This is a genomic window from Sphingobacterium sp. LZ7M1 (genome assembly GCF_024296865.1).
Taxonomy (GTDB): Bacteria; Bacteroidota; Bacteroidia; order Sphingobacteriales; family Sphingobacteriaceae; genus Sphingobacterium.
Map to the genome: position 1 here is coordinate 971026 of NZ_CP101134.1, position 16109 is coordinate 987134.

General features: G+C 42.7%; 12 protein-coding genes. 5 read left to right on the top strand and 7 right to left on the bottom strand.

The annotated features are described in order from the left end of the window. The first annotated feature begins 26 nt into the window (after positions 1–26). On the top strand, positions 27–1217 hold the full coding sequence (gene dinB, locus NMK93_RS04065) for a DNA polymerase IV (protein ID WP_185210558.1): 1191 nt from the start codon (positions 27–29) through the stop codon (positions 1215–1217). Here dinB and NMK93_RS04070 read toward each other — a convergent pair. Genes NMK93_RS04070 through NMK93_RS04080 form a run of 3 tightly spaced genes read right to left on the bottom strand, consistent with a single transcriptional unit; the run spans position 1214 to position 4597 of the window. Then, positions 1214–2422, bottom strand: a complete 1209-nt coding sequence (locus tag NMK93_RS04070) for a glycosyltransferase family 4 protein (protein WP_254529759.1) — start codon at positions 2420–2422, stop codon at positions 1214–1216. The genes dinB and NMK93_RS04070 overlap by 4 nt on opposite strands. Then, positions 2403–3437: a lysylphosphatidylglycerol synthase transmembrane domain-containing protein gene (locus NMK93_RS04075; RefSeq protein ID WP_254529761.1), complete on the bottom strand. Its 1035-nt coding sequence runs from the start codon at positions 3435–3437 to the stop codon at positions 2403–2405. The genes NMK93_RS04070 and NMK93_RS04075 overlap by 20 nt, the downstream gene beginning before the upstream one ends. Beyond that, the gene (locus NMK93_RS04080) at positions 3422–4597 is read right to left on the bottom strand and encodes a glycosyltransferase family 1 protein (protein ID WP_185210547.1); all 1176 of its coding nucleotides are present in this window, start codon (positions 4595–4597) and stop codon (positions 3422–3424) included. Before NMK93_RS04080 ends, NMK93_RS04075 begins: the two co-directional genes overlap by 16 nt. A 207-nt stretch (positions 4598–4804) precedes the next feature. Between NMK93_RS04080 and NMK93_RS04085 the strand changes: the two genes are divergently transcribed. From NMK93_RS04085 to NMK93_RS04095, 3 genes are all read left to right on the top strand, one after another. After that, complete coding sequence (locus NMK93_RS04085; protein WP_185218237.1) at positions 4805–5842, top strand: endonuclease/exonuclease/phosphatase family protein; 1038 nt, start codon at positions 4805–4807, stop codon at positions 5840–5842. Between the two features lie 70 nt (positions 5843–5912). Beyond that, entirely contained in the window at positions 5913–6842 is a 930-nt protein-coding gene (locus NMK93_RS04090) for an endonuclease/exonuclease/phosphatase family protein (protein WP_185210544.1), read from the top strand. A gap of 139 nt (positions 6843–6981) precedes the next feature. Then, entirely contained in the window at positions 6982–9918 is a 2937-nt protein-coding gene (locus tag NMK93_RS04095; protein WP_254529763.1) for a DNA polymerase III subunit alpha, read from the top strand. A 54-nt stretch (positions 9919–9972) separates the two neighbouring features. On the opposite strand, the gene NMK93_RS04100 is transcribed toward NMK93_RS04095, so the two are convergent. The 3 genes from NMK93_RS04100 to NMK93_RS04110 are packed head-to-tail and all read right to left on the bottom strand — an operon-like array spanning position 9973 to position 13205. Further along, entirely contained in the window at positions 9973–11250 is a 1278-nt protein-coding gene (locus tag NMK93_RS04100; protein ID WP_185210542.1) for an AI-2E family transporter, read from the bottom strand. A 7-nt stretch (positions 11251–11257) separates the two neighbouring features. Further along, positions 11258–12451: an MFS transporter gene (locus tag NMK93_RS04105; RefSeq protein ID WP_185210541.1), complete on the bottom strand. Its 1194-nt coding sequence runs from the start codon at positions 12449–12451 to the stop codon at positions 11258–11260. Then, positions 12444–13205, bottom strand: a complete 762-nt coding sequence (locus NMK93_RS04110) for an RNA methyltransferase (RefSeq protein WP_254529765.1) — start codon at positions 13203–13205, stop codon at positions 12444–12446. Before NMK93_RS04110 ends, NMK93_RS04105 begins: the two co-directional genes overlap by 8 nt. A 52-nt stretch (positions 13206–13257) precedes the next feature. Between NMK93_RS04110 and NMK93_RS04115 the strand changes: the two genes are divergently transcribed. After that, positions 13258–15564 (top strand): BamA/TamA family outer membrane protein, encoded by a 2307-nt coding sequence (locus NMK93_RS04115; RefSeq protein WP_254529768.1) that lies wholly within the window; start codon positions 13258–13260, stop codon positions 15562–15564. On the opposite strand, the gene NMK93_RS04120 is transcribed toward NMK93_RS04115, so the two are convergent. After that, positions 15561–16103, bottom strand: coding sequence for a hypothetical protein (locus tag NMK93_RS04120; protein WP_185210538.1), 543 nt, complete (start codon positions 16101–16103; stop codon positions 15561–15563). The genes NMK93_RS04115 and NMK93_RS04120 overlap by 4 nt on opposite strands. Positions 16104–16109: the final 6 nt, after the last annotated feature.

Consider the following 16109-nt stretch of genomic DNA (forward strand, 5'->3'; position numbering starts at 1 on the left):
TGAATTGTTTCATATTCGGAATTACTATGAATTTGGTTGATAACAAGCGTTTTGTGGCTCATTTGGACTTGGATACGTTTTTTGTAAGCGTAGAACGTCTGAAGAACAGTAAGTTCATTGGTAAACCTTTGATTGTGGGAGGGTTGAGCGACCGTGCGGTAGTTTCGGCCTGCAGTTATGAGACCCGGAAATTTGGAGTCCATAGTGCGATGCCGATGAAACTGGCTTTGCGTTTATGTCCGCATGCTATTGTGGTACGGGGCGATATGGACAGTTATAGCTATTATTCAAGGGTGGTGACCGATGTGGTTCGAGAGACTGTTCCGGTAATGGAAAAGGCGAGTGTGGATGAGTTTTATGTGGATCTGACAGGTGTTGACCGTTTTTTCGGTTGCAGCCAGTTTATGATAGAGCTGAAAGGGAAGATCCAAAAGGAGAGTGGTCTGCCAATTAGTTATGCTTTAGCATCCAATAAGCTGATCAGCAAAGTGGCGACCGATGATGCAAAACCCGATGGACGCAAGGAGATATTGCATGGCCTAGAAAAAGATTACCTGGCTCCTCTGAAAATCCAACGGATGCCGGGGATAGGGGATAAGACCAGCATGCTCCTGCTGCAGATGGGCGTCAAAACGATCAAGATATTGAGTGAGATCCCGGTTCCAATGATGCATAACCTTTTAGGGAAAAACGGGATTGACCTTTCCAGAAAAGCCAATGGGATCGACCCTTCACCCATTATTCCCTATTCTGAACAAAAGAGCATCGGCACGGAAGAAACCTTTCTGCAAGATACCATCAACATGCAGTTCCTGAACAGTGAATTGATCCGGATGACAGAACGGTTGACTTTTCAATTGCGCAAGCAGGAGCGATTGACCGGTTGTGTTACGGTAAAATTGAGGTATGCCAATTTTGATACGGTCAGTAAACAGATGGTGATTTCCTATACCGCCTCTGATACCGTATTGCTGAAGAAGGTCAAAGAACTTTTTGCTAAGCTCTACGACCGCCGGATGCTGGTCCGGTTGATCGGGGTTCGGTTCAGCCATCTGGTGCAGGGATCACAACAGATCAATCTATTTGAAGATACTGAAGAGGCTGTGCGCTTGTATCAAGCCATGGATGCCATGCGAGCTCGATATGGTGACGAGGCAATCAAACGGGCGATATCCTTAAAAGAAATCAATAAAAAGGATCGGAGTCCCCATTTTTAACATTCCTTGGAGTGCAATAGCTTTAAGGAAGATTTCTTATAGGTCAACTGTCGAAAGGTCTGCAGATAAGATGAGGCCATGATTTCCCAACCGTAGTGCTCTAAACTAAAGGCTTGATAAGATTTTGCCAAGACCTGATATCCGTCTGTATTATCTAGGACTGCATTTAATTGGTCGACCCAACGGTCTGAATCATTGGAAGGAAGAAGGATCCCGTTTTTCTGATGTTGAACAGCGTCGGTTATTCCCTCCAGAGAAGAAGAAACGACCAAGGTGCCAGCCACTGAAGCTTCTAAGCAGACCAATCCAAAACCTTCCATATCACCCGGTACCTGAATGTTGGGCATCAAAAAAGCCGATGCATGCCCTAAAAGCGATTGAAGATGCTGAAAAGGAACTTTGCCAAGATGTTTTACCCGAGAGTCGATGATAGGGTCTTGCAAAAGTTTTCGGATTTCGCTTTCATCTGAAGGGTATCCCAAAAAAAGAGTAACCAAGTGGAATATTTTTTTAGGAAGTAGACGAAGGATTTTTTCCGTAAAACTAGCTTTTTGATTGAAAGGGCCAATCATCAACAGTTGAAAGTCGGATGGCATTTGAGGAACAACTTCCCTCAACAACCATGCGAAGCCTTTTCGTTTCACGGGACGACCCAAGGTCACCATGTATTTCTTGTTGAGGTCAATCTGTGGATAATAATGCTTGATCTGTTCCAAAGGAGCCGGTCTGGATTTGGCAATATCATGGTCAACGCCATTTTTGATAACGGTTATTTTATCTTCGGAAATGCCACGACGGATGGCAGCTTTTGCAGTGGCTGAGCTAACGGTAATGATGTGGTCATATTCATTGAAACGTGGCAGGATTTTCTTCTGAAAGTATCTCAAAGGGAACACCACATCCAGACCATGCAGGGTAATCACTCTTTTCAAATGTTTATAACCGGAATGAAAGAGGGCAAGCGATGCAATCAGTCCGTCGTTAAAATGGATCAGTTGAATATTGGGATGGAGTTCCAATGTCCTTAGGATATTGCTATTGAGGTTCCAGAAAAACTTCAACAGGCTCTCTTCCCCTTTTCTATAAACCAGCATATGGATCTGAACCTGCGGATGCTTGCTAAGGTTGTTGATCAGTTCAAAGCTTTGTTTTTCCATACCACCTGTTGCAGGTGGATATTTATGACTAACAAATAATATTTCCATTTTTCAGCGTAGATGATTGTGTACTGTCCTTTTTGACAAATAGGTATAGGATAAACCCTACAGCTATCCAGAAAAGCTGTCTTGCGCGGCGAAGGATGGAGGCCGAAATCCAGATGCTAGAGGCACTGATACCTATGATCTGTAGCATCATCTTGTTTCCAAGCTCTTCAACTCCCAATTGTCCAGGAACAAAGGCTCCCGCACTTTTAAATACAATGACGCCCATATCCAGCAGCAAACCATGCATGGGCTCTACATCAAAGCCTAAAAAAAGCAGGATGAGATAGAATTCCAAGCTGCCGATAATCCAATGGATACCCGCTAAGAGGTAAGAGTACCAAAATAACCTTGGGTTAAACCGGTAAGACTTTCGGATATTGAATATCAATTTCAGGACCTTTGATCTGAGTTTTTTCCAAAAGCCATCGATATCTTCACTGTTCACGGGTTTTGAAGAGGATCTGCTAAAGATGAGCCAATAGAAAAAAACTAAGTTCAACAGGATCAAGAATGCAATAAAGACATAGAAAGCAACTCCTATGCTCTTCAATGCAGCTTGCCCAGCTTCCATGCCACTCAGCCAAAGGCAGGCAATCAGGAACAAGAGGATCTGTGAAAGTACCACTGTGATCCTGTAAGTCGCCACAGAACTTAAAGCTACTTCGGTAGAGATCCCATAAGGTTTGAGCATTTCAGCTTTCAGTAAATCTCCTCCGACTATGCTCGTCGGGTTATACTGACCGACGGTTTCGCCAATTTGCCGGACCGCAAACATCTTCATCAAACTGATTTTCTTGCGGTCATCAGCCAGACAGACATACCAAGACCAGGTACCAAAAAAATAAGCCAAGAAAGTAACCCCAAGGAGATAGGTGAATCTATATCCAATTGTTAGCAATTCCTTTTTTATAGCTGAGAAATCGGTGTTGAGGATATAGACAGCTATAAAACCAATTATGATGAGGATAAGCCCAGTTTTGACCGTTTTTTTGCTGATCCTTAGTTTCCTGCCCATGCAATACCGTTTATGGGTTCGGAAGCTAACTCATGGATGTCATCAAAATAAGTTTGTGCCAACTCCCCCCAATCCAATTTTCTCACGTAATTCAGTCCAGCCTGTTGGAATTCGTTTTTTATTTGGGGATCGCTCAGGATCTTATGTATGAAATACATGTATTCCAAGGCATTGTTGGGCACACATTTGTACCCATTTCTTCCATGTTCAATCAGGCTGGAACTCCCTCCTCCATTGGCAATGACACAGGGAAGACCGGATGCCATGGCTTCTATTACCACGTTTCCATAAGTTTCCGAAGTAGAGGTGAAAAGGAACACATCAGAAGAAGCATATAGTTTTGATAGTTCAGTATGGTCTAATTTTCCCAAGAAATGAGCTGTAGGCATCAGCATTTCTGCTTCTTCCCTTGCGGCTCCATCGCCTGCGATAATTAAGTTATATTCAAATTTTGATTTTTTGAGATGCTGATAAACGTCGATTAAGGTTTGCACGTTTTTCTCCCAGACCAAGCGGCTTGCAAACAAAATATTGGGTTTGTCGTTTTTTGTGATATTCCGGATATAGGCTCGGTCAGCTTTCTCGGGATTAAACAATCTCAGGTCGATACCCCTTTGCCATAAAGTCAAACGATCGGACTGTATCCCAATTTCCTTAAGTTCATCCATGATATTATTGGCGGGCACATAAATCTTATGGCAACTGTTGTAGAAGCGGAGCATAGCCTTGCGCATCCAATATTCTGCAGGCCTGATCAAAGAAGATAGATTGCGGAGATAATAAGCGATATATGAGATAAAGTGGGTGTGATAGATACTCAGGATCGGGATGTTCCTTTTCCTCGCATATTTCATGGCAAAGAACCCTAAAAGGGAGGGAGTTGCGATATGGATCACGTCCGGAGCAAAATTATCCAAGGCTTCTTCCAGTTTCCATTTTGATAATTGGGGAACTGCCAATGAATAATCATCATTGATCGGAATGCGGAAGGTCGGGACTTGATAAGATTGATGCGTCTTGAAGTTTTCAGGACCTTTTCCATAAATGAAAAGGTAAGAAAAAGCCGTGTGATCGATTCGGTTTATGATTTGAAACATGGTCCTTGAGGCCCCGTCAAAATCTTCTATGAGAATCTCAGAAAAAAAAGCAACTTTCTTCATTTAGAATTCAAATTGTCTATCGGGTAAAAGTATAGGCTCAGTGTTTCTTTATTGCTAATTTGGTGTTATGCTATTGTGAATGAAATGTTTAGGAATGATGAAGTCTTAATAAATCCTAAATATCAAATCAACAAACCTTTAATCTTATCTTAAGATTAGATTTAACCGTGTACGGTAGTTTTGCTATAGGAATTACGATTGATAGATATGCTGATCAACCTTCCTTATCCTCAGAAAAGTAAAGCGTGGCATTTCAGGTTTATAGTACTGATGTCGATTATTTTCTCCCTTGTTTTTATGTTCAGTTACAAGCGTAGCAATGGCTCCAAAGCAATGCCCTTGCTGAACTATCCTGAACTGGAACATCGTTCATCTGGAGAATTATCGCTATTGACCTATAATATTGCAGGGCTTCCGCAACTGATTTCCAGTGCCGAAACTCCAAGGGCGGCCAGTATCCGGACCATTGGTGAACGGATCAACCGCTTTGACATCGTCAATGTTCAAGAAGATTTCAATTACAATTTTGAATTGTATGCTTCCAATCTGCATTTATTTCGAACCGTAAGCATGGGGACTGTTCCTTTCGGGGATGGTTTGAGTACCCTTTCCAAATATCCTATTAAAGACTCCGAGCGAATTTCCTGGAAAGACTGTAGCGGCAGTGATTGCTTGACACCGAAGGGATTCAGCTATGCCCGATTAGAGATTGCTAAGGATGTGTTCCTGGATGTCTATAACATACATGCCACAGCCCAGGACAATAGGTCTGCGGTTGTTGCAAGAAAGAAAAATCTAGAGCAGTTCGCGAACTACATAAAAGAAAAATCTGCAGGACAACCTCTGTTGATCATGGGTGATTTCAATGCACATTATGCCTTTGCTGAAGATAATGTGCGGACCTTCCAAAAAGAGATGGACTTAGTCGATACCTGGGTTTTTCTTCGAAACCAAGGCCGGTTGCCCGAGCATGAAGAAAACTTTATTGCACAGCACGCTTTGACCGTAACGGACGATTGCGAGAGCATCGACAAGATTTATTTTCGCAATAGCAAACAGTTGATATTCAAACCAAAAAATTACCAAGTGCAACATGAGCTTTTCAGTACCGATACGGGCGAACCTCTTTCCGATCATTGTGCTATCTCATTAAAATTGGAATGGGAATTGAACGATTCTTTAATGACTTCTGATAAGAAATCTAAGGTCATTGATCAATTAGAAGGTTTCCATGGTGGTGAGTAACAAAAACTTAATGTTGAATTCCCATTTAGATAATTTGAAGAAGATACTTTTATTTCATATAAGTTAATAGATGACCATACTTTTTATACTCGCAGCGGTAATTATAGTTTTACTATTTGTTTTCAAGAGCTTAAAGGGAAAGCTGATTTCCGTAGCTATCCCCCAAGAAGAATCCTCTTCAGAACGTTTTTTGCAAGGGAAAATATCATTGTTGACCTATAATATCGCAGGGTTACCCCAAGGGATCTCGGCTGCAAAGCTCCCTAGGAAATTCAGTATTGCCGAAATCGGTGAAAAAGTTGAGCCTTATGATATTGTCAATGTCCAAGAAGATTTTAACTATAATACTTCTTTTTATTCCAAGAACTTACATCCTTATCGTACGCAGACCAAAGGGAAGATTCCCATTGGCGATGGTCTGAATACCTTGTCCAAGTATCCTATCATTGAATACAGAAGGATTCCATGGCGCCATTGCAGTGGTCCTGATTGTTGGACCGTGAAAGGGTTTAGCTTTGCACAGATCCAATTGGCCAATCAAGTAACTGTCGATGTTTATAATGTGCATGCAAACTCAAGCGATGTTGCTCGCGCAGCTCGGGCAAGAAGGGAAAACTTTAGACAGTTGGCGACTTATATCAACGATAATTCCGCAGGTAGGCCTTTAATCGTCATGGGTGATTTTAATGCCCATTATGCTTATAAAAGAGACAATTTGCATGAGTTCCTTTTGACCACGGGGCTGTCTGATGGTTGGGTCCAATTCCTCCGTAAAGGTGTTTTTCCAGAGGTTATTCCCAAGTTTATTGCGCAGCATATGTTGAGCCTCAACAACGACACGGAGAGTTTAGATAAGATTTTCTTTAGAAATAGCGACCACCTGAAATTTCAGCCAATGGACTATCAGGTCGAGATCCAGCATTTCACAAGTGCCGATGGAGAAGCCCTGTCTGACCACTTGGCGGTTTCCATGCAACTGAACTGGACCTGGGAGGATTAATCTCCATAATAGCTGATTGACCATTTAGTATATAATTAGTAATATTAGATTTAGCTGGGCTTCAATAGTTCAGCTTTTTTGAAAGTATTTTTGCTAATATTTTTAGTAAAATGAATTAAAAAAACCTTAATCTTGTAAAATGTTTTTGAATTGCAAGACCTGGTTTAGTTTTCATTATGGAACCTTTCCTACAAAGGATTTGGTAGAAAGTGCGCAGTCTTTAGGGATTAAGGCCATGGCTTTGACAAATATCAACAGTACGGCAGATTGTTGGGATTTTGTGCTCAAATGTCAGGAAGCAAACATCAAACCTATTGTAGGGGTCGAAATTCGCAATGAAAACGAATTATGTTATATCCTTTTGGCGAAAAACAATGCCGGTCTATACGTCATCCAGAGTTTCCTTTCCTTTTATAAACAGAGGAAGTTGGATTTCCCCAAAAAGCCACCTTTTGAATCCGATGATCTTTGGGTCATCTATACTTTTGAGAATCATCCTGAGATCGAACAGCTAAGGCCAAATGAACTCATTGGATTAAGGAAGGAGGACCTCAATAAATTGAGCTGGCAAGAGGCACTTCAAGCTGACTGCTGGGTCGTGCTGCAACCTGTGACCTATCAAGATAAGACTTACTATGACCTGCATCGGATCTTAAGGGCAATTGCTAAGAATACGCTACTGTCGAAATTGGTCAAAGAGGATTATGCCAGACCAAATGAGACCTTGATGGATGAAGAAAGCCTGGTATCCGCCTATGCAAAGTTCCCATCTGTTATCAGCAAGACCATGGAAGTGGTCAAGAGCTGTTCGATTGAAATGACCTTCCATATCGATAAAAACAAGAAACACTTCACTGCGAGCATGGATGATGACCATGAACTGTTAAGAAAGTTGGCTATTGAAGGCTGCAAGATCCGGTATGGCAGCAAGAACAAAAAGGCCATGGAGCGGGTGGAAAAGGAACTTTCCATTATCAAGCAATCTGAATTTAATTCCTATTTTTTGATTGTTTGGGATATGTTGCGGTATGCCAATGAGCAAGGGTTCTATCATGTGGGGCGGGGGAGTGGTGCCAACTCGGTCGTTGCCTATTGCCTGCGCATTACCGATGTGGATCCCATCAAGCTAGATCTATATTTTGAACGGTTTTTAAATCCCAACCGGACCTCTCCGCCCGATTTTGATATTGACTTTAGCTGGAAAGATCGTGATGCCATCTTTGAGTACCTGTTTATGCGATATGGTCGTCAGCATGTCTCTTTACTGGGCATGTACAATACTTTTCAGCGAAGGGCCATTGTGAGGGAATTGGGAAAGGTATTTGGACTGCCTAAAGAGGAGATCGATGAATTGGTGCATAAGCGAGAATGGAGTGCTGAGGATAAAATCCAACGGTGGATCCAGAAATATGGAGCCCTGTTGGTTGATTTCCCTAGCAATATCAGTGTCCATGCCGGTGGGGTGCTGATCAGTGAAAAACCATTGAATGAATACGGCGTATTGGAATTACCGCCAAAGGGATTTCGGACCCTCCATATGGATATGTTCGAGGCCGACAGGATAGGACTCTTTAAATTTGATATCCTGAGTCAGCGTGGCTTGGGGCATATCAAAGACGCTCTAGGATTGGTGCAGAAAAATAAAGGTAAGCATGTCGACATTCATCAGGTGGAACGCTTCTTTGAAGACCCCAAGCTTGCAGAAATGATCCGAAAGGCAGATACCATTGGCTGTTTTTATATCGAAAGCCCTGCTATGCGACAGCTTTTGGGCAAACTGAAATGTTCTGACTACCTTACCCTCGTGGCTGCCAGTTCGATCATTCGGCCAGGAGTCGCTCAATCGGGCATGATGAAACAGTATATCGAACGCTATCATGATCGCGATAAAATCGAATACCTGCACCCTAAAATGAAGGAACTCCTCGAGGAGACCTTCGGTGTGATGGTCTATCAGGAAGATGTGATCAAGGTTGCCCATCATTTCGGTGGGATATCCTTGGAGGAGGCCGATATCCTGAGACGGGCCATGAGCGGAAAGTACCGTTCTGAAAATAAGTTTGAGCTGATGCGTGCGAAATTCTTTTCAAACTGTAGGGAACAAGGCTATGATGAATCTGTCACCTCCGAGGTTTGGCGGCAGATGGAGAGCTTTGGTGGTTATTCCTTTGCCAAAGGACACTCGGCCTCCTTTGCTGTGGAGAGTTATCAGAGCCTTTACCTCAAAACGTATTACCCCTGTGAATTTTATGTCGCCGTTATCAATAATTTCGGCGGCTTTTATCGCACGGAATTCTATTTCCATGAATTACGGAGGAATGGCGGCATCATCCAACTTCCATGCTTGAACTACAGCGATCATCTTACCAATATTACCGAGCAACAGGTCTATGTCGGTTTTATCCACTTGCAAGGTCTGGAGCAGGAGTTTGCCCATCAGATCGTGGAGGAAAGGCAGCGAAATGGACCTTATAAGAGCTTGAATGATGTCCTACAGCGATTGCATCCGGCTCCCGAACAGCTCAATATCCTGATCCGGATCGGTGCATTGCGGTTCACGGGCTTGGATAAGAAAACCCTGCTATGGGAAGCAAACTTCAGGAATAAACGGACAGAGAAAGATGATCCTGAAACGCTTTTCCAAACAGAGGAAATCAAGTTTTCCCTGCCTGATTTTGAAAAGAACAGGATGGATGACCTGCGTGATGAACTCGATCTCTTGGGCTTTGTCGTGGGCGACTTCTTTGAGCTGTTGAATAAGGAGCATCTGAAAGGTTCGGTCTTGGTCAATCAGTTGCCTGATCTCCTTGGCCAACAGATCAAGATCATCGGCCGATTGGTCACCTTGAAAGAAACCCGAACCATTAAAAAAGAACGGATGTGTTTCGGGACATTTCTCGATGTGGAGGGAGACTGGTTGGATACCGTGCATTTTCCGCCCGTACTCCGTCAATACCCTTTCCAGGGAAGCGGCTTTTATGAACTCCATGGAAGGGTTATGGAAGAATTTGGAGTCTACAGTGTCGAGATCTCTGCCATGCGGAAGCTCGGATTCAACATTCAGCAAGAAGTATAAAAACACAAAAGACATAAGGCGAACCTTATGTCTTTTGTCTTAAGTCCGAAAAACTTATTCTTCGTCCTTCTTCTTGAATTTATCTTGCGGAAGGTCTTCATAAGGGAGCTCCTCAGATTCATTGATCTCTTTATAGGTCATTTCAGAATGCGGAGTTTCCTCAGGACCATCTACCGTAACATTGACATCCACTTCAATTTTTTTCTTGTTTTTGGGCATCCGAACGATTCCCCATTTCATCAGCAGCTCCTGTGTCGAGTTCCGCTTGAGATGGAGTTTCTCTGGCTCACCAATCAAGAAACCAAATGCTTCCATATTTGGGTTTGCATCAAAAATAACCTTTAACGTTGCGATAAAAGGCAGCGCAATGATCAAACCGGCCAATCCAAATAACATCCCGCCCAATAGGATTCCGATGATTGCCATCAATGGATTGATGCTGACCTTGGAACCCACAATATTTGGCGTAATGATGTTACCCTCCAGGAATTGCACCACTTGAAACCAAGCCACCACACCCAACGCGTATAGGGCACTATCCTTTGTGGCCAATGCAAATAATGCAGGCAAGATCGATCCAATGGCAATACCTATATAAGGAAGCAACATCAGCAGGGAGGCCAATGAGCCGAAAAACCAAGCATAGTCAATACCCATCGCCATGAGTCCCACCGTATTCAGTACAGCAACAATTCCCATTACGGTAATCAGCCCTACCAAATAACTCTGAACCACATCGTATATTTTGTTCAACACCTCATTGACTTTACTCTGAGGAGTTGTTTTAAAAGCTTTAAAGAAAAATTCCCGAAAGAAATCACGGTAATACAATAGGAAAAAGCTCAATAATGGAACCAAGATGGCACTGGCCAGGATATTCCCAATCGACCCAAATGTACTGGATACCATACCTCCGGCATTCTCCATGGCTTTTTCCCCCTGCTCGCGCAGTTTTTCCATCACTTCAGTCCTTTCAATGCCGAATTGGCTTTCCAGCCACTTCTGCCCACCCTCTAATACAGACATCACTTTGTCCGTGATCGCTGATGCATCCTTACCGATCAAGATACTCTCATAAACAATAAACCACGATAGACCCGAGATAATTGCTATGGCTACAATGACAGCCAAGATCGCAGAAAAGGCCTTTCCAAGACGGATTCTTTCAAATAATCTTGCCAATGGATAAAGGGAAATTGAAATCAGGATTGAAAAAATGAGCGGTAATAGAACACCCTGGGTAAAGTACATGACGGCAATGATAAGAACCAAGGCCATCAAGCTCGATGCAAGCTCAAAGGAATACGGTCTTTTGGTTTGTTTATTTTCCATACGAATGCTATAACAGGTTATTAGTTTTTTTGTTTTTTGAATTCCAGTAAATCACATAAAAAAATGCCAGCAAGATGATCAGGGCATTCCCATAGAAAATATACGGAATTCTAAGGATTTCATCGTGATAGATATATCCAGCAAATAATGCGCCACCTCCAATACCAGCTTCCAATGCGATATACATGGTCGCCATGGCTTTCCCACGATATTGCGGCAGCGAAAGATCAATGGTCCAGGCATTGACTGCTGGCGAAAAAATACCCGTACCTATCCCGTAAAGGCAGGCACCGATCACCAATTGAGCAATGCTGTTTCCAAAACCAAGGTACAAAAGAGAGATAGCGACCACTACCAGCCCTACTTTCATCACACTGATCCTACCATAGCGATCGGCCACTTTCCCCGAAACAAATCGAATCCCTATGGACGCCAAGGTATAGGCCGTGAAAAACAGCCCCTTATTTACTATGCCCAAATGTTCGCTCCAATCCGGAATCAAAGTCAAAATTACACCATAAGCCGAGTAGGAGAGAAGCGTAACGATTGCTGCAGGAATCACACGCACTTCAATAATATCACGGCGTGAAATCTTGAGCATCTTAGGCGAGAATCTATTTTTGTCCTTCAGGGTTTCCTTCATGTTCATCACGATAATGATGGAAAGGAATGCAAATGCTGAAGAGCTATAGAACATGGTATTCAGATCATACTTTAGGGCAATATAACTTCCGATTGCCGGTCCAACGGCACCACCGATGCTGAAACATAGCCCATGCATCCCCAATGCCTCACCCCAACGCGTCGATGGGATAATATCAGCGATATATGCCGAGGTGGCCGTGGGCTTAAACCCAGTGGAGAAACCATGGACTAAGCGGAGGAGAAAGAATCCAGCTACACTGCTCAGGATAGGATATAAAAAACCACAGATGACACAGACGGTAGACCCTATGGCCATCACAGGTACTCGGCCCCATTTGTCCGTCAATCTACCGCTAAATGGTCTTGAAATCCCAGCTGTAAGCGTGAAAAGAGCAATGATCAGGCCCTTGTGGGCTGCACCTCCCAAAGAGGACAGGAAATTGGGTAACTCTGGAATGATCATGTTGAAACTCGCAGAGAATAGGAGAGAGCTCAAACAGAGCAGTCCAAATTGTATTGTATATAAAGGTTGATCTTCGTTTTCGATATTATCCATTTTTCTTTTCCATATTTTGTCGCGTCAATTCTGAACAAAATATTGTTGTCGCCACTGCAACATTTAATGACTCAGCCTTGCCAACCCGCGGAATGGTCACTGCCTGATCAATTTTAGGGATCAAGCTTTCCCTGATTCCATTTCCCTCATTGCCCATCATGATAAACCCTTCATTCCCAAAATTGGCCCCATAAATAGAATCCCCGTCCAACAAAGCCCCAAAAACCGGCATGCTGTTTTTCTGAATGAACTCTTCCAGATCCAGATAGTGTAATTTAATACGTGAAAGTGAACCCATGGTCGCCTGTACGACCTTGGGATTGTAGGCATCTACAGTACCTATTGAACAGATAATGTTTTCAATCCCGAACCATTCCGCCGTACGGATGATGGTTCCCAAATTGCCCGGATCTTGAACATCATCCAAGATCAAACTATGCCTCCCCTGTAAATCCTTTACCTGTAATTGATTAAAATGAGGGATTTCCACCAAAGCCAAAGCCCCTTGCGGATTCTTTAAGCCACTTATTTTCCCAAACTCTGACTCACTAAGCTCTTCAAGTTTTATATTTTGCGGTATTTTGCCCAATTTTGCAGCGGCATCTACTGTCGCAAATATTTTACTTATCTTGTAGCTGGAATGTATAAACTCCAAAACGGATTTTATGCCCTCTACCACAAATAAGTTATGCTGAGTTCGAAATTTTTTATGCTGCAATGAAGTAATTAGACTGATTTGAGCTTTTGACAACATGGGATGAATGACTAATAAAAGAAGTTTATTATTTTTTGCAAGTATAACGTTTTTGTCGCTAATTATTGCGTCCTGTCGATCTGCGAAATACCTCGACGACAATCAATACCTGGTCACAGATGTCGATCTAAATGGCGTAACTCCCGAATTGAAAGAACCCGCTGGCATGTACGTGGCCAATGAAATTCGTCCGAATTCTCCGCTCTATCTGACCATCTATAACATGTTCAATACCCGAGACGGTCAATATAAAACTGAAAAAATAAAAAATGTCGGTGAGGCACCGAGAATCCTAGACTCTGCGGTAGTCGAGCTATCGGCGACCCAAATTCAACGCTTCCTCCAAACCAAAGGTTATTTTAATGCCAAGGTTGAACCGCAGATAGAATTCAATAAAAAGAAAGCAAAAATCAACTTCAATGCGAACCTGGGAAACCCTTATACCATTCGGGAAATCGATAGGACAGTAGAGGACCCCGCCGTCGATTCCATCTATCAAGAAAAGGTCGTCCCAATTAGTCCTCTGAAATCAGGAAAACGCTATGATGCTTCTGATCTTTACCTAGAACGAGAGCGCTTATATACCAATATGAGAGAATCGGGATACTATGATTACCTAAGGCAATATATGCGGGCTGGAATTGATACCATTGATTTGGAAAATCAAGCTGATTTATTGATCCAGGTGTCCAATAGAGAAGATTCAACTAAACATAAGATTTATTATATTGACAGTGTGTACTTTACGGTTGAAGCTGCCGATCCGGAATTAAAGAAGAATTCTGAGGGTAAATTTGACAGCCTGACCAAGATTTTCTATACCGATCAAACCGGCAATTTTAAACTAAGACCGTTATCCAGATATGCATTCCTGAGAACAGGACAAAAGTTCAATAGTGCGAATGAGGAATTGGCCTACGACCGGTTATATGAAATGAATGGTTTCCGATCGGTAAAGATCAATTACCAGCAAAAAGATTCCAATAAATTGGATGTCCATTATAATGTGGTGCCACGTTCTGCCATGAGCAACCAGATTGAAGGCGAATTTACTTTCAGCTCTGGAATGAGCGGTTTTAACGTGGGGAATACCTTCTCCCATCGAAATGTCTTCGGTGGATCGGAAACCATTGAGGTCAAAATGCGCTATGGAGTACTTTTTGATTCCAGGTTGCCGGGTAGCTTGGCCGATAAGATCTTTAACAATGACTTTCAGGTAGGGGTTAACCTGTCCTTTCCTAGGTTATTGACCCCTTTCCGGGTTCGTAGCGTAGGTCGTTACGGTTTGCCTAGAACCACCTTTTCATCTAGTTTGCAATTGTTCTTTCAGGATCAAACCTATGCCAACAGGTATTGGATCAATAGCTTAAACTACATCTGGTATGAGGCAACCAATAAGATGCATAGTCTGACTCCGGTGGTTATCGAGTATAGACACGGACAGTTGAACGAAGAATTTAAACAGAGCCTGATCGATCAGGGCTATGGCCTATATGTTCGAAGCAATGACCGTAAATACTTTGGCTTAGGTGCACAGTATGCCTATACCTACAATGGACCAAAATTAACAACCAAAGAAAACTTCAGTTATTTCAGGGGAGCGGTCGATGTCAGTGGAAATCTGTTAGGTGTGTTTGGGAATGTCATGAAATTCAAGCAGAATCAAGACGGCGAGAAGCTGATCTTTGGGGTGCCATTTCTACAATATGTGAAAGGTGAAATAGACTATCGTTGGTACAGACATCTGGGCGGAAATAAACAGTTTGTGTTTCGGGTCAACTCCGGTGTTGCGGTTCCTTATGGTAACAACTCCTCCCTGAACATGATTTTTGAAAAGAGTTTCTTTGCAGGGGGTATGAATGGTATCCGTGCTTGGCAGGCCCGTACGCTGGGTCCAGGGGGCTATAACCGTTCTTCCATCAATCCTGAATTCCGTGTAAACCTGAGAAACCTCGATCAGCTTGGTGAAATAAAGTTGGAAACCAATGCTGAATTTCGCTTCCGCATGCTGAACAATTTCTTTGGGGCCAAGTTAAATGGAGCCACATTTTTAGATGCTGGAAACGTATGGAGGATCCGTGAAGATATCATCAATCCTAATGGGGAGTTCCGTGGGGATAAATTCCTTTCGCAAATTGCACTGGGCACTGGTTTCGGTCTTCGTGTCGACCTCGATTATTTTATTATCCGTTTAGATGCAGGTCTTAAACTGAAAGATCCACAGTTTTCAGGTTCGGATCAATGGGTTATCAAGGACTTCTTCAATGCCAAGAAATTCAAACAGGATTATTATCAGACCAACTGGCCAGACCGATATAGCTTTATCCAATACAATTTCGGGGTAGGGATGCCGTTCTAGAGCAGGCCTTTCAATCCCATGATACTGCTTTCGATCAACTGTCGAACATCCAATCCTTTGCTATAGTTCAGGTAGAAATAAATAGCAGCTAGAATTAACAGGGTAATCAAGAAGCGCTTGAACTTATAGGCAATGTACAGGATCAACAAGGGAATAATGATCAAAAGAAATCCACTGATTTTATAAGGGGTAATGCCTTTGTCGGTCACCCGCAAGAAAAAAAGTTTCCCTAAATCAGAACCTGCGAATTTATGCTTAAAAAACACAAAGGTTGAAGATTCAATGGGATTGCTTGTAACAGCCACACCATCGGTAAATTTCAGTTCCTGCGAAAAACCATTGATGGTGAAATTATAATTGCCGTTGACCGTATTGTCCGTTTTTTCAGCGGTATCGATGGCAATTATCGCTAATTTTCCATTCTGCGAAAGGTTTTCCTTAACTGTAAAGTCCTTAATAATTGTGTTTTGCGCCAGCAATTCTAGGGGCATAAGGTACAAGATACCAAGGCATAAGAAAAGAAACCATCTGTTTTTCATGATGCA